This window comes from Bacillus sp. FSL R7-0646, assembly GCF_037969865.1.
Classification (GTDB): Bacteria; Bacillota; Bacilli; order Bacillales; family Bacillaceae; genus Bacillus; species Bacillus licheniformis.
On record NZ_CP150217.1, the window covers coordinates 1,810,769 to 1,834,974 of the forward strand.

A 24,206-nucleotide genomic window follows, 5' to 3' on the forward strand; every position below is an offset into this window, starting at 1 on the left:
ACTCTCATAACTTAGTTTATTGAACAAATAAACTAAGTTACTTATCAAATTCCTCGCTTGCAGTCGTGTGCTGATTTAATGTGCAATCAATATCTTCGGTTTTTCAACTTTGGCCTTGTTTTGTTCGCCGGCAAATCTAAAAGGAGGTGAGCATGTTGTAGACAGATGGAGTTGCTTGATCTTAACGAACATGATGGGGAGGAAGCAGTACGTGAAACAGAAAGTATTTTTAAAAATGAAAGCGCTTTGTTTGGCACTTTTAGTGATCTTCTCTATGAGCATAGCGTCGTTTTCAGAAAAGACCCGTGCAGCTTCTGCTGAAGAATATCCTCATAATTATGCTGAACTGCTGCAAAAGTCTTTGTTATTTTATGAAGCACAGCGCTCGGGAAGACTTCCGGAAAACAGCCGGCTGAATTGGAGAGGAGACTCCGGGCTTGAGGACGGAAAAGACGTTGGCCTCGATTTAACGGGAGGGTGGTATGATGCCGGCGACCACGTGAAGTTCGGTCTGCCGATGGCTTATTCTGCCGCAATCCTGTCATGGTCGGTCTATGAGTACCGAGATGCCTACAAAGAATCGGGTCAGCTTGATGCGGCGCTGGACAATATTAAATGGGCGACAGACTACTTTCTTAAAGCCCATACGGCTCCTTATGAATTGTGGGGCCAAGTCGGAAATGGCGCTCTAGACCACGCATGGTGGGGGCCGGCCGAAGTAATGCCGATGAAGCGCCCTGCCTATAAGATCGATGCCGGCTGTCCGGGGTCAGACCTTGCTGGTGGTACAGCCGCAGCGCTAGCATCAGCATCAATTATTTTCAAGCCGACAGATTCTTCTTACTCTGAAAAATTACTGGCTCATGCCAAGCAATTGTATGATTTTGCCGACCGCTACCGCGGCAAATATTCAGACTGCATTACAGACGCACAGCAATATTATAATTCGTGGAGCGGGTATAAAGATGAACTGACATGGGGAGCTGTCTGGCTCTACTTGGCAACAGAAGAACAACAATATTTGGATAAAGCCCTTGCTTCGGTCTCAGATTGGGGCGATCCCGCAAACTGGCCTTACCGCTGGACGCTTTCCTGGGATGACGTCACTTACGGAGCACAGCTGCTGCTCGCTCGTCTGACAAACGATTCCCGTTTTGTCAAATCTGTCGAACGCAATCTTGATTATTGGTCGACAGGCTACAGTCATAATGGAAGCATAGAACGGATCACGTATACGCCGGGCGGTTTGGCCTGGCTTGAGCAGTGGGGATCATTGCGATACGCTTCGAATGCCGCTTTTCTCGCTTTCGTTTATTCCGATTGGGTGGATACAGAAAAAGCGAAAAGATATCGGGATTTTGCTGTTCGGCAAACGGAGTATATGCTAGGAGATAATCCGCAGCAGCGAAGCTTTGTCGTTGGATACGGTAAAAATCCGCCGAAACATCCGCATCACCGTACAGCACACGGTTCATGGGCCAATCAGATGAATGTGCCTGAAAACCATCGCCATACCCTATACGGCGCATTAGTCGGCGGTCCGGGAAGGGACGATTCGTACCGAGATGACATAACAGATTATGCGTCAAACGAAGTTGCGATCGATTATAATGCCGCTTTTACCGGCAACGTAGCGAAAATGTTTCAGCTGTTCGGGAAAGGCCATGTTCCGCTGCCTGATTTTCCGGAGAAGGAAACACCTGAGGACGAATATTTTGCAGAGGCATCAATCAACAGCTCCGGAAACAGCTATACTGAAATCCGGGCGCAGCTCAATAACCGTTCGGGATGGCCGGCAAAGAAAACCGATCAATTGTCTTTCCGCTACTACGTTGACTTGACGGAAGCTGTAGAAGCGGGATATTCCGCCGAAGATATAAAAGTCACAGCCGGCTATAACGAAGGGGCCTCGGTATCAGAGCTGAAGCCGCATGACGCTTCAAAGCACATTTACTATACAGAAGTCAGCTTCAGCGGGGTTTTGATTTATCCAGGCGGTCAATCCGCCCATAAAAAAGAAGTGCAGTTCCGCCTTTCGGCACCAGACGGAACGTCTTTTTGGAACCCGGAAAATGACCACTCTTATCAGGGTCTGTCACATGCGCTTCTGAAGACGCGGTATATTCCTGTTTATGATGATGGACGGCTCGTTTTCGGACATGAGCCCGGTTACTAGATATTGAACTTCAAGAGGAGGAACATCATGGATAATAAAACACGTTTTATGCAGCTGTATGAGCAAATTAAAAATCCGAACAACGGTTATTTCTCACCCGAAGGAATTCCCTATCACTCGGTTGAAACGCTCATATGTGAGGCGCCCGACTACGGTCATATGACGACATCTGAAGCGTACAGCTATTGGCTGTGGCTTGAAGCGATGTATGGCCGGTACACACAGGACTGGTCAAAGCTAGAAGCCGCCTGGGACAATATGGAGAAATATATTATCCCGGTCAATGAAGGAGACGGAAACGAAGAACAGCCGACCATGAACTACTACAACCCCTCAAGTCCAGCCACTTATGCTGCAGAACACCCCTACCCAGATCTGTACCCTTCAGCGCTGACCGGACAGTATCCGGCAGGAAATGACCCGCTCGATGCCGAGCTTAAAGCGACATATGGAAGCAACGAAACGTATTTAATGCATTGGCTGTTAGATGTTGACAACTGGTATGGCTTCGGAAATCTTCTGAACCCTTCGCACACTGCCGTTTATGTGAACACTTACCAGCGGGGCGAACAGGAATCCGTTTGGGAAACGGTTCCGCATCCGTCTCAGGATAATCAGACGTTCGGAAAACCGAATGAAGGTTTCATGAGCCTTTTTACAAAAGAAAATCAGGCTCCAGCACCGCAATGGCGCTACACCAATGCAACGGATGCAGATGCGCGCGCCGTTCAGGCGATGTTCTGGGCCAGGCAATGGGGCTACAGCAATACTAATTATTTAGAAAAAGCTAAAAAAATGGGGGACTTTCTCCCTCCGTTACGGCATGTATGACAAATACTTTCAAGAGATTGGAAGTGCCGCTGACGGCTCGCCTTCCCGCGGTGCTGGAAAAAATGCATGTCATTATTTAATGGCGTGGTACACCGCTTGGGGAGGCGGATTGGGACAGTATGCAAACTGGGCGTGGCGGATCGGTGCGAGCCATGTGCATCAAGGTTATCAAAACCCTGTTGCCTCTTATGCACTGTCAACGGCTGAAGAGGCGGATTGATTCCAAATTCATCCACAGCGCGAAGCGATTGGGAAAAGGCGCTGAAAAGGCAGCTAGAACTTTACACATGGCTGCTTTCTTCAGAAGGAGCCGTTGCCGGCGGCGCCACGAACAGCTGGAACGGCAACTACAGCGCATATCCGCAGAATGTCAGCACATTTTACGAAATGGCCTACACAGAAGCGCCTGTATATCACGATCCCCCTTCTAACAATTGGTTCGGGATGCAAGTCTGGCCGCTGGAAAGGGTGGCGGAACTGTATTATATTTTCGCAGAGAAAGGTGACAAATCGTCTGAAAACTTCCACATGGCAAAGCATGTGATTGAAAAATGGATCGCATATTCACTTGATTATGTGTTTGTGGGCGAACGGCCGGTTACTGACGAAGAAGGCTATTATTTAAATGATGCGGGAGAACGCGTCCTTGGCGGCCAAAACCCGCAGATCGCCGTACAATCCGACCCAGGCGAGTTTTGGATTCCGGCAAACCTTGAATGGAGCGGCCAGCCTGATCCGTGGAAGGGATTTGATTCATTTACCGGAAATCCGGGACTGCATGTCACGACGAAGAATCCTTCTCAAGATGTCGGCGTTCTCGGCAGCTATATTAAAACGCTCGTCTTCTTTGCGGCCGGAACAAAAGCCGAAACCGGCGGCTTTACCGCTCTTGGAAACAAAGCCAAAAATCTGGCAAAAGAACTGCTTGATGCAGCATGGAGTAAAAATGACGGAATCGGTATCGCAGCAGAGGAAGAACATGAAGATTATATCCGCTACTTTACGAAGGAAATCTACTTTCCGAATGGCTGGAGCGGCAGAAACGGGCAGGGCAATACCATCCCTGGCCCCAACACTGTGCCGTCTGATCCGGCAAAAGGCGGTAACGGCGTCTATATCAGTCATGCGGAGCTCCGGCCGAAAATTAAAAATGATCCGATGTGGCCTTATTTGGAAAACAAATATCAGACCTCGTGGAATCCGAATACGGGCAAATGGGAAAACGGACTGCCGACCTTTGTATATCACCGTTTCTGGTCTCAGGTCGATATGGCGACAGCTTATGCTGAGTATGACCGTTTAATCGGAAATGCATAACAATCAATAGGAGAATATTAGATGCGCTTGGCCGTTTGGGCAAAGGCGGCGTTCAGCCGCCTTCTTTTTTAAAGGCAGGATTTAGGATTTTAGCGAGTGTTTTACACGATTATCTAAAAAGGAGATCAAAAGTTTGAGAGAAAAATGGTTAGCCTTATGTTTAAAGTCGATCATTCTGTTCGTTTTGATCATGGGAACCGTTCTTTTATCCGCAGTTCCGAAAGCTTCGGGAACAAGCGGGCCAGCAAAGCAAGAAAAGCAGAGCATCATCACCCCGGCTGATCTTTTGGAAAACATGAGCCCTGGATGGAACCTTGGCAACACGCTGGATGCTGTTCCGACAGAAGGCTCTTGGAACAATCCGCCGGTTCGCGAGCATACTTTTGATGATATTCGCGATGCGGGGTTTAAAAGCGTCCGGATTCCGGTGACATGGGATTCCCACATCGGCAGCGCTCCAGAGTATCCGATCGATACCGATTGGATGAACCGGGTAGAAGAAGTGACAGATTGGGCTTTGGAAAGAGAGTTTTACGTCGTGTTAAATATTCACCACGATTCTTGGCTATGGATCAGCCGGATGGGAAACAGCCAGCAGGAGACATTAGATAAGCTGGGGAAAGTCTGGAAGCAGATTGCCGAGCGCTTCAAAAACAAAAGTGAACGCCTCCTGTTTGAAATTGTCAATGAGCCGACCGGAATGAGCGCATATCAAATGAATCTGCTTAACCGAGAGATGCTGAACATCATCCGTTCGACCGGCGGCAAAAACGGCCAGCGGCTCGTAATCGTCGGGGGGCTTGAAGATAACAAAGATGAATTGCTTCATTCATTTGAACCGCCTGATGATGACCGGATTGTCCTCACATATCACTACTATTCTCCTTGGGATTACGTATCAAACTGGTGGGGCCGGACGACTTGGGGATCGGCAGCCGAAATCTCCGAGATGGAGGAGGATATCAAACCGGTTTATGAAAAATTTGTAAGGGAAGGATACCCGGTTATCATCGGTGAATACGGTACCCTCGGCGCCAATGAAAAGCATTCAAAATGGCTCTATCATGATACGTTTGTCCGCCTTGCCCACAAATATCAAATGGTCCCGATGTGGTGGGACAACGGGAATGACCAGTTTGACCGGGCTGAGAGACAGTGGCGTGATCCTGTTGTTAAAGAGATTGTCATTCAGGCGGGACGCGGCGTTCCCAATGCGATCATCAAACCGGCAGATCTTTTTATCAAAAAAGGTCAAAGCATCAGCGATCAGACGGTGGACATTCAGCTGAACGGCAATGTGCTGACTGGCATTTATCAGAAATCTGAACCATTAAAGGAAGGCAGTGATTATACAGTTGACAATGCCGGAAAAACGGTCTCTATTAAGGCATCCTGCTTGGCAAAGCTGCTGAACGGGGCGGGGCAGCCTGGGGTAAAAGCGCAGCTCACTTTTACGTTTCATAAAGGAGCCAGCCAGGTTATGGATATCATTCTTTATGATGACCCGAAGCTTGAAAAAAGCGAATTCACCATCAGTCAATCGGCAATCAGCGGTGATCTCAAAATCCCGGCGTCACTGAACGGAACGAAGCTGGCCACGGTTAAAGGAGTCGTCGATTCTACAGGAAGGCCGGTTCTTGAAGAAGTATGGTCATGGACGCCCTACTTGAACTATGACGAAGATTTTTACGAAAAAGACGGGGATTTGTATTTGAAAGAGCGGGTTTTAAAGTATTTGAAAAGCGATTCCACCTTTACATTTGAACTGTGGCCGAAAGGCGTGGAGGCGGTCGTGAAGGTGAAAGTCACGCCTTGAACGGCCGGCTATCCTCTCAATGACGCCGTCCATGCATCCTCTTTATGAAAGCAGGGAAAAATAATGATGACGAAAAAGGGTTTATTGACAGTGCTGATGCCGTTTTTGCTTGCACTTTCCGCCATTCAGTTTGGCAATCCCCGGCCTGCACTAGCCGCGTCTCCTTTTGTTGAGACAGCCGGAACATCGTTCACTTTAAATGGGAAAGAATTTTATTTTGCCGGGACGAATAACTATTATTTTCATTATAAATCTAAAAAAATGGTCGATGATGTGTTCGAAGATATGAAAGCGATGAATTTGAAAGTGATCCGCATCTGGGGATTTCTTGACGGCCAGCCGCAGGAAAATACAGTCATGCAGCCAAGGCCGGGCATATATGATGAATCAGGCTTTTCAAAGCTTGACTATGCCATTTATAAAGCGGGGCAGACAGGGATAAAACTAGTCATCCCTTTTGTGAACAACTGGGATGATTTCGGCGGAATGAATCAATATGTCAGGTGGTTTCAGGCGGATGGACATGACGCCTTTTATACTCATCCGGACATTAAAGAGGCGTATAAAAATTATGTATCCTATATGCTGAACCGAGTCAACACATATAATGGCGTCAAATATAAAGATGATCCCGCGATTATGGCGTGGGAGCTTGCCAATGAACCGAGGGTCCAGTCTGACAGGACCGGAAATACACTTGTCGAATGGGCGGATGAGATGAGCGAATTTATTAAATCCATTGATCAGAACCATCTTGTAGCGGTTGGAGATGAAGGATTTTATCATATAGAAGGGCACCCTGATTGGCATTACAACGGCGGAGAGGGTGTGGATTGGAAAAGGCTGACCGCTCTGAAGCATATTGATTACGGCACATATCACCTCTATCCGGATCATTGGGGCAAAACGGCCGAGTGGGGGAATCAGTGGATCACAGACCATATTTGCGATGGAAAAGAAATCGGCAAGCCGGTCGTTTTAGAAGAGTACGGCTATCAGGATAAGTCCAGAAGGGACTACGTCTACAGAACCTGGCTTGAACTCATAGAAAAGCAGAGCGGTGCGGGCAGCCAATTTTGGATTTTGACCGGCATTCAGGATGACGGGACCCTTTATCCGGACTATGACGGTTTTCGGATCGTTTATCCGAGCTCTGCCGCTTCTGTCATTTCAGAGCACGCGGAGCGGATGAATGAAAAATCAGCCGCTTCCGAAATGCTTCAGACTAAACGCTGTCATGATTTGCAATAAAAATATGGTTATGGTATAGTTTTATTGGAAATGCTAACGATAGCCGAGGCGAAGAGTGGGGAAACCCGCTCTTTTGTATTGAACAGGCAATTTTGTCTCGACATGTTCATCGTTTTTTCTAAAATCCCCTGCTTTTGAAGCAGGGTTTTTACGAGGGAGCTGATGAATGGGAGCCTGCACAAGGAGGAAAAGTATGAGTAACAAAGTGATCGATACCGTCAGCGAAATGGTCCAGCCTATACTAGACAATCTTCAGCTTGAGCTCGTTGACATCGAATTTGTCAAGGAAGGCCAGAGCTGGTTTCTTCGCGTGTTTATTGATTCAGATGACGGCGTAGACATCGAGGAATGTGCCAAGGTTAGCGAAGCTCTTAGTGAAAAGCTCGATGAGGCTGATCCGATCAAGCAAAACTATTTTCTTGAAGTATCGTCCCCGGGAGCTGAGAGGCCTTTAAAGAAAGAAGCCGATTTCATGAAGGCGCTCGGAAAAAACGTATATATTAAAACGTACGAACCTATTGAAGGCAATAAAGAGTTTGAAGGCGAGCTTTCCGCATTTGACGGTGAAAACGTGGAGGTCACGGTGATGATCAAAACGCGCCGGAAAACGATCAATATTCCATATGACAAAGTAGCCAAAGCGAGGCTGGCTGTTTCGTTCAATTAATTTTTGACTGTTTAAGGGGGAAACCATAAACATGAGTAGTGAGTTGTTAGATGCCCTGACTGTTCTTGAAAAAGAAAAGGGAATCAGTAAGGACATTATTATTGAAGCAATTGAAGCTGCGCTCATTTCCGCTTATAAGCGGAACTTCAACCAGGCGCAGAACGTCAGGGTAGATTTAAACCGCGACACCGGTTCAATCCGCGTTTTCGCCCGCAAAGATGTCGTGGATGAAGTGTATGATCCGCGCCTTGAAATCTCGATTGAAGATGCCGTAAACATCAATCCGAACTACATTGTCGGAGATGTCGTGGAAATCGAAGTGACGCCGAAAGATTTCGGCCGCATCGCTGCCCAGACGGCAAAGCAGGTCGTGACCCAGCGCGTCCGCGAAGCGGAGCGCGGCGTCATCTATTCTGAATTCATCGACCGCGAGGAAGATATCATGACAGGCATCGTCCAGCGGATCGACAATAAGTTCATCTATGTCTCTTTAGGAAAAATCGAGGCGCTTCTCCCGGTTGCAGAACAGATGCCGAATGAAGTCTACAAGCCTCATGACCGGATCAAAGTGTTCATTACAAAAGTCGAAAAAACGACGAAGGGTCCGCAGATTTACGTTTCAAGAACTCATCCAGGTTTATTAAAGCGTCTCTTTGAAATCGAAGTGCCGGAAATTTACGATGGAACGGTCGAGCTCAAATCCGTGGCGAGAGAAGCGGGAGACCGCTCGAAGATTTCCGTCCGCACGGATAATCCCGACATCGATCCCGTCGGCGCCTGCGTCGGACCGAAGGGTCAGCGCGTTCAGGCGATCGTCAATGAATTGAAAGGCGAGAAAATTGATATTGTTCACTGGTCAAACGACCCGGTTGAATTTGTCGCCAATGCGCTGAGCCCTTCAAAAGTGCTCGACGTCATCGTCAATGAAGAGGATAAAGCGACAACGGTTGTCGTTCCTGACTATCAGCTGTCGCTCGCCATCGGAAAAAGAGGTCAAAACGCCCGCCTGGCAGCCAAGCTGACAAGCTGGAAGATCGATATTAAAAGCGAAACAGATGCAAGAGAGCTTGGAATTTATCCAAGGGAGCTTGAAGAAGAGGAGCCGGAAGAGCTTTTCTTGGAAAGCGAAACTCCAGAATCGGATGAATAAGAGGTGACCTTTGGTGAAAAGCCGAAAGAAGATCCCGCTTAGAAAATGCGTCGTAACAGGGGAAATGAAGCCTAAAAAAGAGCTCATCCGCGTCGTCCGTTCGAAGGAAGGCGAAGTTTCCGTTGACCCGACCGGCAAGAAGAACGGCCGGGGAGCCTACCTTACACTTGATAAAGACGTCATTTTAAATGCAAAAAAGAGAAACAGCTTAGCAAATCAGCTTCAAGCACAGATTGATGATCAGATTTTTGATGAACTGCTGGAACTGGCGGAAAAGGAGAACAGATAAATGTCGGAATCAGAATGGTTTTCCTTGCTGGGTCTGGCGAATCGAGCTCGAAAGGTCGTGTCCGGAGAAGACCTGGTTGTGAAAGAAATCAGGCATTCGCGCGCAAAGCTTGTTTTGCTTGCAGACGACGCATCGGCTAACACGGAGAAAAAAGTAACCGACAAATGCAGGCACTACGATGTACCGGTGAAAAAAGTCGGTGATCGTGTGCTTCTGGGCCGTTCAATCGGCAAAGAATCCCGTGTGGTTGTTGCTGTCACTGATCAAGGTTTTGCGAATACGTTGCTCCGAAAGCTCGATTAATTTTTTTTGGGGGTGAACGAATGGCTAAAATGAGAGTTTATGAATATGCAAAAGCCATAAATGTTTCAAGTAAGGATATTATCGCGGCATTGAAAGATATGAATATCGAAGTCAATAACCATATGGCGATGATCGAAGAAAATGCGATCAAACAGCTCGATCAAAAATTCAAGAAGAGCGCTAAACCTGCGGGAAATAAAAAGGATGCCGGTACAGGCGGACAAAAGCCGCAGCAAGAAGCCGCAAAACTGAATGCCGGAAGTAAGCCAAACAAAAATCGAGACGGAAAGAAGAATAACGTGCAGAATACTCAATTTAACAATAAAAACAAGAAGAAAAACAACAACAACAAAAAGAACAAACGCGGTAAAAATCATCAATCTCCTCAGGAGAAGCAGTTCAAGCCGAAAAAAGAACTGCCTGAAAAAATCGAATTTACCAACTCAATGTCGGTCGGCGCGCTTGCCGAAGAGCTCGGAAAAGAACCGTCAGAAATCATTAAAAAATTAATGCTTCTCGGCATCATGGCGACGATCAACCAAGATCTTGACAAAGATACCGTTGAGCTGATCGCTTCAGAATACGGCGTCGAAGTCGAAGAAGTGATCGTCCATGAAGAAACCGAATTCGAAAAATACGAAGAGCCGGATAACGAAGAAGACCTCGAAATCCGTCCTCCTGTCGTAACGATCATGGGTCACGTCGACCACGGAAAAACAACGCTTCTCGACAGCATCAGAAAAACGAAGGTCGTTGAAGGCGAAGCCGGAGGCATCACTCAGCATATCGGCGCTTATCAGATCGAGGAAAACGGCAAGAAGATTACCTTCCTCGACACTCCGGGCCACGCCGCGTTTACAACGATGCGCGCACGCGGTGCGGAAGTTACGGACATTACGATTCTCGTCGTAGCTGCAGATGACGGGGTCATGCCGCAGACGGTTGAAGCGATCAACCATGCGAAAGCGGCTGAAGTGCCGATCATCGTCGCTGTCAACAAAATCGACAAACCGACGGCAAACCCTGACCGCGTGATGCAGGAGCTGACTGAACACGGTCTTGTTCCTGAAGCATGGGGAGGCGAGACGATTTTTGTTCCTCTTTCCGCACTTTCAGGAGAGGGAATCGATGAGCTGATCGAAATGATCCTGCTCGTCAGCGAAGTCGAGGAGCTCAAAGCAAATCCGAACCGCAGGGCAAAAGGAACGGTCATCGAAGCCGAGCTTGATAAAGGTAAAGGTTCTGTCGCAACGTTGCTCGTTCAAAACGGAACGCTTCACGTCGGAGATCCGATCGTCGTCGGGAACACTTTCGGACGCGTTCGTGCGATGGTCAATGATGTCGGCAGACGCGTGAAATCGGCGGGACCGTCAACTCCTGTTGAGATCACCGGGTTGAACGAAGTTCCGAACGCAGGGGATCAGTTCCTTGTGTTCAAAGACGAAAAAACAGCCCGTTCCGTCGGCGAAGCGCGCGCTACCAAACAGCTTGAAGAACAGCGCAGCGATAAAGCGAAGCTCAGCCTTGATGACTTGTTTGAACAGATTAAACAAGGCGATTTCAAAGAAATTAACCTCGTCGTAAAAGCCGATGTTCAAGGCTCTGTTGAAGCGCTGGCCGCAGCTTTGCAAAAAATTGAGGTCGAAGGCGTCAGAGTCAAAATCATCCACACAGGCGTAGGTGCGATTACCGAATCAGACATTATTTTAGCTTCTGCATCAAATGCAATCGTGATCGGGTTTAATGTCAGACCTGACGGAAATGCTAAGAGTACCGCCGAAGCCGAAAATGTGGATATCCGCCTCCACCGCATCATTTATAAAGTCATCGATGAGATCGAAGCAGCCATGAAAGGCATGCTTGATCCTGAGTATGAAGAAAAAGTGATCGGCATGGTTGAAGTCCGTCAAACATTCAAAGTCTCTAAAATCGGAACGATTGCCGGAGGCTATGTAACGGAAGGTACGATCACGCGCGACAGCGGAATCCGCTTGATCCGCGACGGCGTCGTCATCTTTGAAGGGGAAGTCGATGTGCTGAAACGCTTTAAAGATGATGTCAAAGAAGTTTCACAAGGCTATGAATGTGGTATCACCATTAAGAAATACAACGACATACGCGAAGGCGATATGATCGAAGCGTATGTCATGCAAGAAATTGAAAGAAAGTGATCGGTTTCGTTGAATGCGAATGCATCATTTACGATGCATCATCACTCAAGGAAAAGCGGGCGGTGCTGAAGCGGATCATCACAAGAATCCGCGCCAAGTTCAACGTTTCTGTTTCAGAAATTGACTATCAGGACACTTGGCAGCGCACAAGCTTTGGTATCGCCGCCGTTTCTTCCTCTCGCGTGCAAACGGAAAAAGAGCTGCAGCGGGTCCTCGCCTTTATTGACTCTTTTCCGGAAATTGAACGGACGATCACGAGAACAGAGTGGTTTTAACGTAGAGGTGGTATGGTCATGACGATGAGAGCTACCCGTGTGGGAGAGCAGATGAAAAAAGAACTTGGTGACATTATCGGCAGAAAGCTGAAAGATCCGCGAATCGGATTTTTAACAGTCACCGACGTCAGGGTCTCAGGTGATTTGCAAATTGCCAAAGTGTATATTTCCGTTTTAGGCGATGAAAAGAAACGGGAAGAAACGCTCAAAGGCCTGGCAAAAGCAAAGGGCTTTATTCGTTCCGAACTTGGAAACCGAATCAGGCTTCGCAAAACACCTGAAATCCATTTTGAGTTCGATGAATCGATCGATTACGGAAACCGTATCGAAACATTGATTCACGAGCTGAACGCAAACAAAGAAGAATCATAAGCTGAAAAAGGATAGGCGGGCGACTGCCTGTCCTTTTTAGCTCCAAATGAGAAAGGGGCGAAGAAGCACGAATGTATAACGGAGTCCTTCTATTACATAAACCGGTCGGCATGACCTCGCACGACTGCGTCATGAAGATCCGCAAACTGCTGAAAACAAAAAAGGTCGGCCATACCGGTACACTGGATCCCGAGGTGTCGGGCGTTCTCCCGATCTGCGTCGGGAGGGCAACCAAAATCGTCGAGTATTTGACCGAAAAGTCCAAAACATATGATGCAGAGGTCACGCTTGGCTGTTCCACGGAGACAGAGGATCAGACGGGGGAAGTCACAGAAAAGAAACCCGTCTTAGCGCCGCCTGATGAACAGACCGTGCAGAGCGTCCTGAGATCTCTTGAAGGAACGATTGAGCAGGTTCCGCCGATGTATTCAGCTGTCAAGGTAGGCGGCAAAAAGCTGTATGAATACGCGCGGGCTGGAATCGAGGTTGAACGGCCGAAGCGGACCATCACCATCCATCATATCGAACTGACACCCGAGATCCGCCATGAGGGGGATAAAGCCCGCTTCCGGTTTGTTGTGACATGTTCAAAAGGCACATATGTCAGGACCTTGGCGGTAACCATCGGGGAGAAGCTCGGATATCCCGCGCATATGTCCAATCTGGTCAGGACCGCGTCAGGCCCTTTCACCCTTGACGAATGCTTGACCTTTGAAGACGTCGAAGGCTTGATCGCTGACGGAACATTGTCTGAAAAGCTCGTCCCCATCGAACGTGCGCTTGATCATTTGCCGAAATGGATAATTAGTGATACATTAGCTAAGAAAGTGGAAAATGGAGCGGTGCTTGAAACGCCCGGCAGCTTTTCTCATTTGACGAGCGAAGACCGCATTGCGGTCTTTACGGAAGCAGGCCGGTGCACAGCCGTCTATTATCCGCATCCGACCAAAACCGGTTTGTTGAAGCCGGCAAAAGTACTCGTGCAAAAAAGCGAACAATAGAAAAGGTGACCGTTCTTGAAGACGATACATATTTCCCACCCACACGACTTGAAGCGTGAGGATTTTCCGACATCAGTTATGGCATTAGGTTATTTTGACGGTGTTCACCTGGGACATCAGCAAGTGATTCTTACAGCAAAAAACACCGCGGCAAGAGAAGGGGTCAAAACGTCCGTGATGACCTTTCATCCCCACCCTTCTGCCGTGCTCAAAAAAGGCCGGGAGCCGAAGGATTTAATCACGCCTTTGCAAGACAAAATCAGCATCATTGAAGATTTAGGGGTCGATTTTTTATACGTTGTCACATTTACCCCTGAATTCGCTTCTCTATCACCTGAGGAATTTATCGATCAATATATACTCGGCTTTCATGTCACTCATGTTGTAGCCGGATTTGACTTTACCTTCGGGAAATTCGGCAAAGGCACTATGGAAAACTTCCAGGAGTATGCGAAAGGCCGTGTTAAAAGCACGTCTGTCGCAAAATATTCCAATCAGGATCAAAAGGTAAGCTCCACGAGGATCCGCAGCGTTCTGGGAGCCGGTGACGTCGAGTACGCTGCTGAACTGCTCGGCAGGCCGTACCATGTGAAAGGCTTTGTGATCCACGGCGATAAAAGGGGCCGCACGATCGGATTTCCGACCGCGAATATCGGCCTTAAAGACACATACATCGTCCCGCCGACAGGTGTGTACGCCGTTAAAGCCGAAATCGGCGGCGCTGTCTACAACGGCGTCTGCAATGTCGGATACAAGCCGACGTTTTACGAAAAACGGCCGGGTCAGCCTTCAATCGAAGTCAACTTATTCGATTTTGACCGTGACATATACGGCTCCGAAATCAAGGTTGAATGGTATAAGCGGCTGAGGAGCGAAAAAAAATTCGGCAGCGTTGACGAGCTTGTCGAACAGATTTCTAGAGACAAAGAAGAAGCGATCCGCTTCTTCAGAGAGCGGAAGCCGGCCGGAATCTAGATGTATGGAAACGGCAATACGCGTCAACAATGGTGATAAAAAGGTAAACTTCATCATAAATGGTTGCATTAGACCCGAACTTTTAGTATCATATTGTCTGTAGCTTTAAAACCGTTCACTTGGCAAATCGAATCACCGGCGTTTGCTAGGTAATCGGGGCTAATATTATATGGAGGTGAAACAGGATGGCAATTACTCAAGAGCGTAAAACACAACTCATCAATGAGTTCAAAACCCACGAATCTGACACGGGATCACCGGAAGTTCAGATCGCTATCCTAACAGATCAAATCAACAACTTGAACGAGCATTTACGCACTCACAAGAAAGACCATCACTCACGTCGCGGTCTTCTTAAAATGGTAGGTAAACGTCGTAATCTTCTTACGTATCTTCGTAACAAAGACGTAACTCGTTACCGTGAGTTGATCAACAAACTTGGATTACGTCGATAATCGTAAAAAGCGGGAGGATTCCCGCTTTTTTATCGTATAAGAACGAATATCCGGCAACTCTAAAACGCGTTGTTCATATAAATGATTTTAAATGACACCGATTCATTCTTTACATAGCACTTTGCCATTGATATGTTCAATTCATTTCGTTCATAATAGGAGTAACCTAAAAACTATCCGAAGAGAGGAGTTCATATAAGAATGGGACAAGAGAAACATGTCTTTTCCATAGATTGGGCCGGCCGCAAGCTCACAGTAGAAACCGGCCAGCTTGCAAAACAAGCAAACGGAGCTGTCATGGTGCGTTATGGAGACACTGCAGTGCTCAGCACCGCAACGGCTTCAAAAGAACCTAAAACCGTAGACTTTTTCCCGTTAACCGTAAATTACGAAGAAAGACTTTACGCCGTCGGAAAGATTCCGGGCGGGTTTATTAAAAGAGAGGGAAGACCGAGCGAAAAAGCGATTCTCGCCAGCCGGTTAATCGACAGGCCGATCCGCCCGCTGTTCGCAGACGGCTTCCGGAATGAAGTTCAAGTCGTCAGCATCGTCATGAGCGTTGACCAGGATTGTTCGTCAGAAATGGCGGCAATGTTTGGATCATCTCTTGCGCTGTGCGTATCCGACATCCCGTTTGAAGGGCCGATCGCCGGAGTGACGGTAGGCCGGGTTGACAACAAATTCATCATCAATCCGACACTTGAACAGCTTGAAAAAAGCGACATTCATCTCGTCGTAGCGGGAACGAAGGACGCGATCAACATGGTTGAAGCGGGAGCAGACGAAGTTCCGGAAGAGATCATGCTTGAAGCGATCATGTTCGGTCACGAGGAGATCAAACGGCTGATTGCCTTCCAGGAGGAAATCGTCGCCGCTGTCGGGAAAGAAAAATCAGAAATCACCCTGTATGAGATCGATTCCGATCTGAAAGAAAAAGTGCGGGGAATGGCCGAATCGAACCTCTTAAAAGCCATTCAGGTTCATGAAAAGCATGCGCGCGAGGACGCGATCAGCGAAGTGAAAAACGAGGTTTTGGCCAAGTTTGAAGAAGAGGAACACGATGAAGAAACGCTGAAACAAGTGAAAGACATTTTGTCCCAGCTTGTTAAAAATGAAGTGCGCCGTCTGATTACGGAGGAAAAAGTTCGTCCTGACGGCAGGGCTGTCGATGAGATCCGCCCGCTTTCTTCAGAAGTCGGACTGCTTCCGAGAACACACGGTTCAGGACTTTTTACAAGGGGACAGACTCAGGCGCTCAGCATTTGTACGCTCGGTGCGCTTGGCGATGTGCAGATTTTAGACGGTCTCGGCGTCGAAGAATCCAAACGCTTTATGCACCATTACAACTTCCCGCAGTTCAGCGTCGGGGAAACAGGGCCGATGCGCGGGCCGGGACGCCGCGAAATCGGGCACGGAGCCCTCGGGGAACGAGCGCTTGAGCCGATTGTTCCGTCTGAAAAAGACTTCCCGTACACCATCCGCCTCGTCTCTGAAGTGCTTGAATCAAACGGTTCCACTTCCCAGGCGAGCATTTGTGCAAGCACGCTAGCGATGATGGATGCAGGGGTGCCGATTAAAGCCCCGGTTGCCGGAATCGCGATGGGTCTTGTCAAATCAGGTGACAACTATACCGTCTTAACCGATATTCAAGGTATGGAAGACCATCTCGGGGATATGGACTTTAAAGTGGCGGGAACGTCCAAAGGCGTCACAGCTCTGCAAATGGATATTAAGATCGAAGGCTTATCGAGAGAGATTTTGGAAGAGGCTCTTCAGCAGGCGAAAAAAGGCAGAATGGAGATCCTTGAAAGCATGCTGAGCACATTGGCTGAATCAAGAAAAGAGCTTTCTCCTTATGCGCCGAAAATCTTGACGATGTCGATCAATCCGGATAAAATCCGCGACGTCATCGGACCAAGCGGAAAACAAATCAATAAGATCATTGAAGATACAGGCGTTAAAATCGATATTGAACAAGACGGCACAATCTTCATTTCTTCTACCGATGAAAGCATGAACCAAAAAGCGAAGAAAATCATCGAAGACCTTGTCAGAGAAGTTGAAGTCGGACAGCTTTACTTAGGTAAAGTGAAGCGGATTGAAAAATTCGGAGCTTTCGTTGAACTGTTCAGCGGAAAAGACGGTCTTGTCCATATTTCAGAGCTTGCGCTCGAACGGGTAGGAAAAGTCGAAGATGTCGTCAAAATTGGCGACGAGCTCCTTGTAAAGGTTACTGAAATCGATAAACAAGGACGCGTCAACTTATCAAGAAAAGCTGTACTGCGTGAACAGAAGGAAAAAGAAGAACAAAAATCGTAAAAAAAACGGTGTCTATCTTGCTTCTGTCTTCGTCTTCAAGCAACAGGAAGCCTGGGTAACCCGGCTTCTTTGTTTTAAGCCGTGAAAACGGTCCGGTTCTATCTTGTCCTTTTCTCACATATTTTGTGGGGAAGGGAGGAATACAATTGAAAGGAACGATTGTTCGGATTTCCGTTTTTTTCTTTCTTTTGCTGATGTCCTATCAGATGATGAACCGTCCGTATTCACAACATTACATAGATGCGATGAAAAAAGACGCGGTCACGGTTGCCGCTCAAAAGGACGATTTGTACCAGGAGCTTTTGCAAAAAGCGCCTGAATATGAAGTGAAGGCCCAGAATGCGAAAATTGATCACATATGGAAAGCGATGCCCGGCTACAACGGCTTAAAAGTAAACATCGAAAAATCGTACAAAAAAATGAAACAGGCCGGTGAATTTGATGAGAAACTGCTCGTTTATGACCAAGTGAAGCCTGACGTTCATTTAGAATCCTTAAAGCCTGAGCCGATCTACCGCGGACACCCGGATAAACCGATGGTATCGTTTATTATCAATGTCGCTTGGGGTAATGAATATTTAGAAGAGATGCTTCCCGTCTTACAACAGCATCGTATCAAAGCCACCTTTTTTCTGGAGGGCAGATGGGTGAAGCATCACCCCGAGCTGGCCAAAGCCATACAAAACGGCGGGCATGAAATCGGAAACCATTCATACAATCATCCGGATATGAGCAAACTGACGAGAGAACGTATTTCAGAACAGCTGCGGATGACAAATGAACAAATACAGGAAACGCTTGGCGTCAAGCCGAAGTGGTTCGCCCCGCCGAGCGGCAGCTTCCGCAAAGAGGTTGTGGATCAGGCTCACAAGATGGGGATGGGAACGATCATGTGGACAGTTGATACGATCGATTGGCAGAAACCGCAGCCGGCCGTCTTACAGCAACGGGTATTAAGCAAAGTACATAACGGCGCCATGATATTAATGCATCCGACAGATCCAACTGCAAAAAGTCTTGCCGTTTTGATACAGAACCTGCATGAAAAAGGCTATCAAATCGGAACTGTTTCACAGCTGATGAATGAAAAAAGGCTTGTTGAAGAATAGGATGTGCGGCCCGTTCTTTGAATAGGAGGAACAAATTTGATTAAACGGTATACTTGTCAAAATGGGGTAAGAATCGTATTCGAAAACAATCCCACCGTCCGGTCTGTGGCCATCGGAGTTTGGATTGGAACCGGATCAAGACATGAAACACCCGAAATTAACGGCATTTCGCACTTTCTTGAGCACATGTTTTTCAAGGGGACAAAAACGCGCACTGCAAGGGACATCGCAGAGTCTTTCGATAGAATCGGCGGACAGGTCAACGCGTTTACCTCAAAGGAATATACGTGCTATTACGCCAAAGTGCTCGATGAGCATGCAAGCTATGCTCTGGAAGTGCTTTCTGACATGTTCTTTCATTCATCATTTGACGAAGAAGAATTAAAAAAAGAAAAAAACGTCGTCTATGAAGAGATTAAAATGTATGAGGACACACCTGATGACATCGTCCACGATCTCTTGAGCAAGGCGTCATACGGCAGCCATTCCCTCGGCTATCCGATCCTCGGCACAGAGGAAACACTTGCCGAATTTGACGGAGATTCGCTCAGAAAATATATGAACGAATATTACACGCCTGACCGAGTCGTCATTTCCATAGCCGGAAATGTGCCGGAAACTTTTATAAAAGAAGCTGAAAAGCATTTCGGTTCATATGAAGCCAAAGGCAAAAGAACCGGCATGACAAAACCGGATTTTCACCATGAGAAAATGACGCGCAAAAAGGAAACCGAACAGGCTCACCTCTGCCTCGGCTTCAACGGGCTGGAAGCAGGCCATCCGGAAATCTACGATTTGATCGTTCTCAATAATATTTTGGGAGGAAGCATGAGCAGCCGCCTCTTTCAGGATGTCCGCGAAGATAAAGGTCTTGCATATTCCGTGTTCAGCTACCACACTTCCTATGAAGACAGCGGCATGATGACCATCTACGCGGGAACCGGCGCAAATCAGCTTCAGCTCCTGTCAGAAACGATTCATGAAACACTGCGTGCGCTGAAAAGCGACGGTATTACACCGAAAGAGCTTGAAAACAGCAAAGAGCAAATGAAAGGCAGCCTGATGCTCAGTCTCGAAAGCACAAACAGCAAAATGAGCCGCAACGGCAAAAATGAGCTTTTGCTCGGTAAACACCGGACGCTTGATGAAATCATCGAAAAGTTGAATGCCGTCAGCCTCGAGCGTGTGAACAATCTTGCCAACCGGATTTTCACCGATGATTACTCATCTGCATTAATCAGCCCGTCGGGTGAGCTGCCGAAATAATGCCTCCTTAAAACATGCTTGTCTTTTTAGGCAGGCATGTTTTTTGTTATCGGTTCATACATCATAACAAAAGGGGGTTTTTTTCATGAGGCTGAGTGAACTTTCGGGAAAAGAAATCGTTGATGTTAAGCGGGCCGAACGGCTCGGCGTACTGGGGCAGACGGACCTTGAGATCAATGAGCAGGACGGTCAGATTACCGCTCTTATCATCCCTTCTGTTAAATGGTTCGGACTAGGAAGAAAACAGGGGAATGACATTAAGGTGCCCTGGTCGCAAATTCAAAAAATCGGCTCGGATATGATCATTTTGGATGTTCCGGAAAGCAGCGTGACAAAAGAGGAGTAAGCAAGGTGGAAACCCGCCCGTCCCATGGGGGCGGGCTTTTTGTTTTTCTGGATTTCAATTCACCGCTATTTCCTTTTTGTCATATGATGAAATTAGCTTATGAATTAGATCCTTGTCAAAAAAGAAGGTGAATGTTAGAGCCATGTTAACCGGATTGACGATTGCAATCATCGGCGGCGATGCAAGGCAGCTCGAGATCATCCGCAAGCTGACGGAACAGGATGCAAAGGTCTTTTTAATCGGTTTTGATCAGCTTGATCACGGGTTTACCGGAGCTACAAAACTAAAGCTGAACGAACTTGATTTTGGCACAATAGACAGCATTATTCTGCCTGTATCGGGCACATCGATGGAAGGAACGGTTGCGACTGTTTTTTCCAATGAAAAAGTGGTGTTAAAACAGGAACATTTAGAAAAAACCAAGCCGCACTGCGCGATTTATTCAGGGATTTCAAACCAATATTTAGACGGCATGGCCAAAGGGGCGAACCGTCGTCTTATCAAGCTCTTTGAAAGAGACGATATTGCGATTTACAACTCGATACCTACAGTCGAAGGTGCCATTATGATGGCCATACAGCATACAGACTTTACGATTCACGGCTCGAATGTAATGGTTCTCGGGCTGGGGCGGACGGGAATGAGCATCAGCCGGACGTTCTCGGCGCTCGGCGCACGCGTAAAAGTCGGAGCTCGCGACTCCGCCCACCTCGCCAGAATCATGGAGATGGGCCTCACTCCTTTCCACACAAACGAACTTGCAGAGCATGTTGAAAATATCGACATATGCATCAATACCATTCCAAGCCTGATTCTCGATAAACATGTCCTCTCACGAATGACACCCAGAACATTAATTCTCGATTTAGCAACCCGTCCCGGAGGCACAGATTTTGATTTTGCCGAAAAGCAAGGCATTAAAGCGCTGCTTGCTCCAGGACTTCCCGGGATCGTCGCGCCTAAAACGGCGGGACAGATCATTGCCAATGTTTTGTGCAACCTTTTGTCTGAATTAACAACTGACCGAAAGGGGCTGTCATAATGTCGATCAAAGGAAAAAGAATCGGATTTGGCCTAACGGGTTCACATTGTACGTATGATGCCGTTTTTCCGCAGATTGAAGCGCTGATCAACAAAGGGGCTGAAGTCAGACCGGTCGTGACGCATACTGTCAAGTCGACGGATACACGCTTTGGAGAAGGGGAAGAATGGGTCAGAAGAATAGAAGAGCTGACTGGATTTGAAGTCATTGATTCCATTCCGAAAGCTGAGCCTCTCGGGCCGAAAACACCGCTGGACTGCATGGTTGTTGCGCCATTGACGGGAAATTCGATGAGCAAGCTTGCAAACGCCCAGACGGACAGTCCGGTTCTCATGGCGGCCAAAGCGACGATGAGAAACTCCCGTCCCGTCGTCCTCGGCATTTCAACGAATGACGCGCTCGGCTTGAACGGCGTCAACTTGATGAGGCTGATGGCGGCAAAAAATGTTTACTTTATTCCGTTCGGCCAGGATGACCCTTACAAAAAGCCGAATTCGCTCGTCGCCAAAATGGATCTTTTAGTGCCGGCGGTCGAAGAAGCGCTCTCCCATAAACAAATACAGCCTATCCTGGTCCATAATGATCAATAAATCTTTTGAAAATAAAGATGTAACAAAAAATATCAATCACCACGGCACACATCTATGTTAAAATAAAATGTAAAATGCATAGTCAACCAATCGTTTACGACGATTAAGGTGGAAGGAGTTTTACAATTGGGCAGAGGATTACATGTAGCAGTAGTTGGTGCGACAGGCGCTGTAGGACAGCAAATGTTAAAAACACTAGAAGACAGGAATTTTGAACTGGATAAACTGACTTTATTATCCTCAAAACGTTCAGCAGGTACGAAACTGACTTTCAAAGGCGAAGAGTACACAGTAGAAGAAGCTCGTCCTGAGAGCTTTGAAGGCGTCAACATCGCGCTTTTCAGCGCCGGGGGAAGCGTTTCGCAGGCGCTTGCTCACGAGGCTGTCAAACGCGGGGCGATCGTCATTGATAATACGAGCGCGTTCCGGATGGACCAAAACACTCCGCTCGTCGTACCTGAGGTCAATGAGGAAGATTTGCACAAGCACAACGGGATTATTGCAAATCCGAACTGTTCAACCATCCAGATGGTTGTTGCGCTCGAACCGATCCGCAAGGCTTTCGGTTTAAACAAAATCATCGTATCGACTTATCAGGCGGTGTCTGGAGCCGGAAACGAAGCTGTAAAAGAGCTCTACGGGCAAACCGAAGCCATTTTGAACGACAAACCGTTCGAGCCTGAGATCATGCCGGTGAAGAGTGATGAAAAACACTACCAAATCGCATTTAACGCTATTCCTCAAATCGATAAATTCCAGGAAAACGGCTTTACGTTTGAGGAAATGAAAATGATAAATGAAACGAAAAAAATCATGCACATGCCTGAGCTTCAAGTTTCAGCCACATGTGTCAGACTGCCGATTGCAACAGGGCATTCAGAATCCGTCTACATCGAAACAGACCGTGATGATGTGACAGCAGAGGATATTAAAAATCTGTTAAAAGAAGCTCCAGGCGTCGTTCTGCAGGATGATCCAGCTAAACAGGTCTATCCGATGCCTGCAGATGCAGTAGGGAAAAGAGACGTATTTGTCGGCCGGGTGAGAAAAGACCTTGACCGCCCGAACGGTTTCCATCTGTGGATCGTTTCCGACAACCTGCTGAAAGGCGCGGCATGGAATTCCGTACAAATCGCAGAAAGCCTAAAAGCTTTAAATTTAGTTTAAGATTTCTAACGGGATGTGAGAAGAGAGTGAGGCAAAAATGAAGGCCTGCTCTCTTCTGTTACGTCCGAAATCAACTTGGAGTGAAATAAAGTGAAAATCATCGTTCAAAAATTCGGCGGAACGTCTGTAAAAGATGACCGCGGCAGAAAGCTTGCCTTAAACCATATTAAGGAAGCGGTCAATGAAGGATACAAAGCGGTTGTCGTCGTATCGGCCATGGGCCGGAAAGGCGATCCGTATGCGACTGATTCATTGCTTGATCTGCTTTACGGCGGACAGGATACAATTACCGAGCGTGAGCAGGATATGCTTTTATCATGCGGGGAAACGATTTCCTCTGTTGTGTTCGCCAGCATGCTTTTGGAAAACGGGATTAAAGCTGCTGCTTTAACCGGTGCGCAAGCGGGCTTTTTAACAGACAACAACCATACGAATGCAAAGATTCTCGAAATGAAGCCGGAGCGGCTTGTCAGCATGCTGGCCGACCATGATGCGGTCGTCGTCGCAGGCTTCCAAGGCGCGACTGCAAAAGGGGATATCACAACGATCGGCCGCGGCGGAAGCGATACATCGGCCGCTGCGCTTGGCGCGGCTCTGGACGCGGAATTTATCGATATTTATACAGATGTCGAAGGTGTCATGACAGCTGATCCGCGCATCGTTGAAAAAGCGAAGCCGCTGCCTGTGATTACCTATACGGAAATCTGTAATTTAGCCTATCAGGGGGCCAAGGTGATCCACCCGAGAGCCGTTGAAATCGCAATGCAGGCGAAAGTGCCGATCCGCGTGCGTTCAACCTATTCAAACGAAACCGGTACGCTCGTCACAAGCCATCACAACTCGAAAGCCGGAAGCGACGTTTTTGAGCGGCTCATCACAGGCATCGCCCATGTGAAAGACGTGACACAGTTTAAAGTCCCGGCAAAAGAAGGACAATATAACGTACAGACTGAAGTGTTTAAAGCGATGGCGAATGCGGGCATCAGCGTCGATTTCTTCAATATTACACCAAGTGAAATTGTCTACACGGTGGCTGGAAACATGACAGACCGCGCCCACAGCATCCTGAAGGAATTGGGCTATGAACCGGCCGTGACGAGAAATTGCGCGAAAGTGTCAGCGGTTGGCGCGGGGATTATGGGCGTTCCAGGCGTCACCTCAAAAATCGTTACCGCTTTGTCAGAAAAAGGCATTCCGATCCTGCAGTCTGCTGACAGCCATACGACGATATGGGTGCTCGTGCACGAGAAAAATATGGCGACGGCCGTAAATGCGCTGCATGAAGTGTTTGAACTGTCAAAATAAATATGATTGAATC

General features: G+C 47.6%; 21 protein-coding genes and 1 pseudogene. All 22 read left to right on the forward strand.

Annotated features, from left to right (window positions below; translation table 11 throughout):
- Positions 1-211 precede the first annotated feature (211 nt).
- A complete protein-coding gene (locus tag MKY62_RS09280; RefSeq protein ID WP_003181854.1) occupies positions 212-2,176 on the forward strand; it encodes a glycoside hydrolase family 9 protein in 1,965 nt (654 codons plus the stop codon).
- A gap of 27 nt (positions 2,177-2,203) precedes the next feature.
- A pseudogene (locus MKY62_RS09285) lies at positions 2,204-4,324 on the forward strand (glycoside hydrolase family 48 protein).
- Positions 4,325-4,457: 133 nt separating this feature from the next.
- A complete protein-coding gene (locus MKY62_RS09290) occupies positions 4,458-6,140 on the forward strand; it encodes a cellulase family glycosylhydrolase (RefSeq protein WP_016885470.1) in 1,683 nt (560 codons plus the stop codon).
- Positions 6,141-6,203: 63 nt separating this feature from the next.
- Entirely contained in the window at positions 6,204-7,391 is a 1,188-nt protein-coding gene (locus MKY62_RS09295) for a cellulase family glycosylhydrolase (RefSeq protein WP_003181860.1), read from the forward strand.
- Between the two features lie 193 nt (positions 7,392-7,584).
- The gene (gene rimP / locus MKY62_RS09300; RefSeq protein ID WP_009328500.1) at positions 7,585-8,058 is read left to right on the forward strand and encodes a ribosome maturation factor RimP; all 474 of its coding nucleotides are present in this window, start codon (positions 7,585-7,587) and stop codon (positions 8,056-8,058) included.
- 31 nt (positions 8,059-8,089) lie between these two features.
- Positions 8,090-9,208: a transcription termination factor NusA gene (nusA, locus tag MKY62_RS09305; RefSeq protein WP_003181864.1), complete on the forward strand. Its 1,119-nt coding sequence runs from the start codon at positions 8,090-8,092 to the stop codon at positions 9,206-9,208.
- A 13-nt stretch (positions 9,209-9,221) separates the two neighbouring features.
- Positions 9,222-9,497, forward strand: a complete 276-nt coding sequence (locus tag MKY62_RS09310) for a YlxR family protein (protein WP_025804549.1) — start codon at positions 9,222-9,224, stop codon at positions 9,495-9,497.
- Positions 9,498-9,800 carry a YlxQ family RNA-binding protein gene (locus MKY62_RS09315; protein ID WP_003181867.1) on the forward strand — a complete coding sequence of 101 codons (303 nt, stop codon included), beginning with the start codon at positions 9,498-9,500 and terminating at the stop codon, positions 9,798-9,800.
- 20 nt (positions 9,801-9,820) lie between these two features.
- Positions 9,821-11,971 (forward strand): translation initiation factor IF-2, encoded by a 2,151-nt coding sequence (gene infB / locus MKY62_RS09320; RefSeq protein WP_016886568.1) that lies wholly within the window; start codon positions 9,821-9,823, stop codon positions 11,969-11,971.
- Positions 11,968-12,246, forward strand: a complete 279-nt coding sequence (locus MKY62_RS09325) for a DUF503 domain-containing protein (protein WP_003181871.1) — start codon at positions 11,968-11,970, stop codon at positions 12,244-12,246. Before infB ends, MKY62_RS09325 begins: the two co-directional genes overlap by 4 nt.
- Before the next feature lie 18 nt (positions 12,247-12,264).
- Entirely contained in the window at positions 12,265-12,618 is a 354-nt protein-coding gene (gene rbfA, locus MKY62_RS09330; RefSeq protein ID WP_003181873.1) for a 30S ribosome-binding factor RbfA, read from the forward strand.
- A gap of 71 nt (positions 12,619-12,689) precedes the next feature.
- Complete coding sequence (gene truB, locus MKY62_RS09335) at positions 12,690-13,619, forward strand: tRNA pseudouridine(55) synthase TruB (RefSeq protein WP_016886569.1); 930 nt, start codon at positions 12,690-12,692, stop codon at positions 13,617-13,619.
- A gap of 15 nt (positions 13,620-13,634) precedes the next feature.
- Positions 13,635-14,594 (forward strand): bifunctional riboflavin kinase/FAD synthetase, encoded by a 960-nt coding sequence (gene ribF / locus MKY62_RS09340; protein WP_003181877.1) that lies wholly within the window; start codon positions 13,635-13,637, stop codon positions 14,592-14,594.
- A 185-nt stretch (positions 14,595-14,779) separates the two neighbouring features.
- Complete coding sequence (rpsO, locus tag MKY62_RS09345; protein ID WP_003181879.1) at positions 14,780-15,049, forward strand: 30S ribosomal protein S15; 270 nt, start codon at positions 14,780-14,782, stop codon at positions 15,047-15,049.
- Between the two features lie 201 nt (positions 15,050-15,250).
- Positions 15,251-17,368: a polyribonucleotide nucleotidyltransferase gene (pnp, locus tag MKY62_RS09350; RefSeq protein WP_003181881.1), complete on the forward strand. Its 2,118-nt coding sequence runs from the start codon at positions 15,251-15,253 to the stop codon at positions 17,366-17,368.
- Between the two features lie 194 nt (positions 17,369-17,562).
- Positions 17,563-18,477 carry a polysaccharide deacetylase family protein gene (locus MKY62_RS09355; protein WP_011201653.1) on the forward strand — a complete coding sequence of 305 codons (915 nt, stop codon included), beginning with the start codon at positions 17,563-17,565 and terminating at the stop codon, positions 18,475-18,477.
- Between the two features lie 36 nt (positions 18,478-18,513).
- Entirely contained in the window at positions 18,514-19,743 is a 1,230-nt protein-coding gene (locus MKY62_RS09360) for a pitrilysin family protein (protein WP_003181885.1), read from the forward strand.
- 85 nt (positions 19,744-19,828) lie between these two features.
- A complete protein-coding gene (locus MKY62_RS09365) occupies positions 19,829-20,089 on the forward strand; it encodes a YlmC/YmxH family sporulation protein (protein WP_003181887.1) in 261 nt (86 codons plus the stop codon).
- Positions 20,090-20,231: 142 nt separating this feature from the next.
- Positions 20,232-21,131: a dipicolinic acid synthetase subunit A gene (gene dpaA, locus MKY62_RS09370; RefSeq protein WP_003181889.1), complete on the forward strand. Its 900-nt coding sequence runs from the start codon at positions 20,232-20,234 to the stop codon at positions 21,129-21,131.
- On the forward strand, positions 21,128-21,721 hold the full coding sequence (gene dpaB / locus MKY62_RS09375; protein WP_025804556.1) for a dipicolinate synthase subunit B: 594 nt from the start codon (positions 21,128-21,130) through the stop codon (positions 21,719-21,721). Before dpaA ends, dpaB begins: the two co-directional genes overlap by 4 nt.
- 126 nt (positions 21,722-21,847) lie before the next feature.
- On the forward strand, positions 21,848-22,888 hold the full coding sequence (gene asd / locus MKY62_RS09380) for an aspartate-semialdehyde dehydrogenase (protein WP_003181892.1): 1,041 nt from the start codon (positions 21,848-21,850) through the stop codon (positions 22,886-22,888).
- 90 nt (positions 22,889-22,978) lie between these two features.
- A complete protein-coding gene (dapG, locus tag MKY62_RS09385) occupies positions 22,979-24,193 on the forward strand; it encodes an aspartate kinase (RefSeq protein WP_003181894.1) in 1,215 nt (404 codons plus the stop codon).
- Positions 24,194-24,206 lie beyond the last annotated feature (13 nt).

Coding starts and splice junctions, on each gene's coding strand:
- rbfA (WP_003181873.1), top strand. CDS start 12,265: ATGACGATGAGAGCTACCCGTGTGGGAGAGCAGATGAAAAAAGAACTT.
- infB (WP_016886568.1), top strand. CDS start 9,821: ATGGCTAAAATGAGAGTTTATGAATATGCAAAAGCCATAAATGTTTCA.
- nusA (WP_003181864.1), top strand. CDS start 8,090: ATGAGTAGTGAGTTGTTAGATGCCCTGACTGTTCTTGAAAAAGAAAAG.
- dpaA (WP_003181889.1), top strand. CDS start 20,232: ATGTTAACCGGATTGACGATTGCAATCATCGGCGGCGATGCAAGGCAG.
- rpsO (WP_003181879.1), top strand. CDS start 14,780: ATGGCAATTACTCAAGAGCGTAAAACACAACTCATCAATGAGTTCAAA.
- pnp (WP_003181881.1), top strand. CDS start 15,251: ATGGGACAAGAGAAACATGTCTTTTCCATAGATTGGGCCGGCCGCAAG.
- MKY62_RS09355 (WP_011201653.1), top strand. CDS start 17,563: ATGTCCTATCAGATGATGAACCGTCCGTATTCACAACATTACATAGAT.
- MKY62_RS09365 (WP_003181887.1), top strand. CDS start 19,829: ATGAGGCTGAGTGAACTTTCGGGAAAAGAAATCGTTGATGTTAAGCGG.
- MKY62_RS09315 (WP_003181867.1), top strand. CDS start 9,498: ATGTCGGAATCAGAATGGTTTTCCTTGCTGGGTCTGGCGAATCGAGCT.
- rimP (WP_009328500.1), top strand. CDS start 7,585: ATGAGTAACAAAGTGATCGATACCGTCAGCGAAATGGTCCAGCCTATA.
- truB (WP_016886569.1), top strand. CDS start 12,690: ATGTATAACGGAGTCCTTCTATTACATAAACCGGTCGGCATGACCTCG.
- MKY62_RS09295 (WP_003181860.1), top strand. CDS start 6,204: ATGATGACGAAAAAGGGTTTATTGACAGTGCTGATGCCGTTTTTGCTT.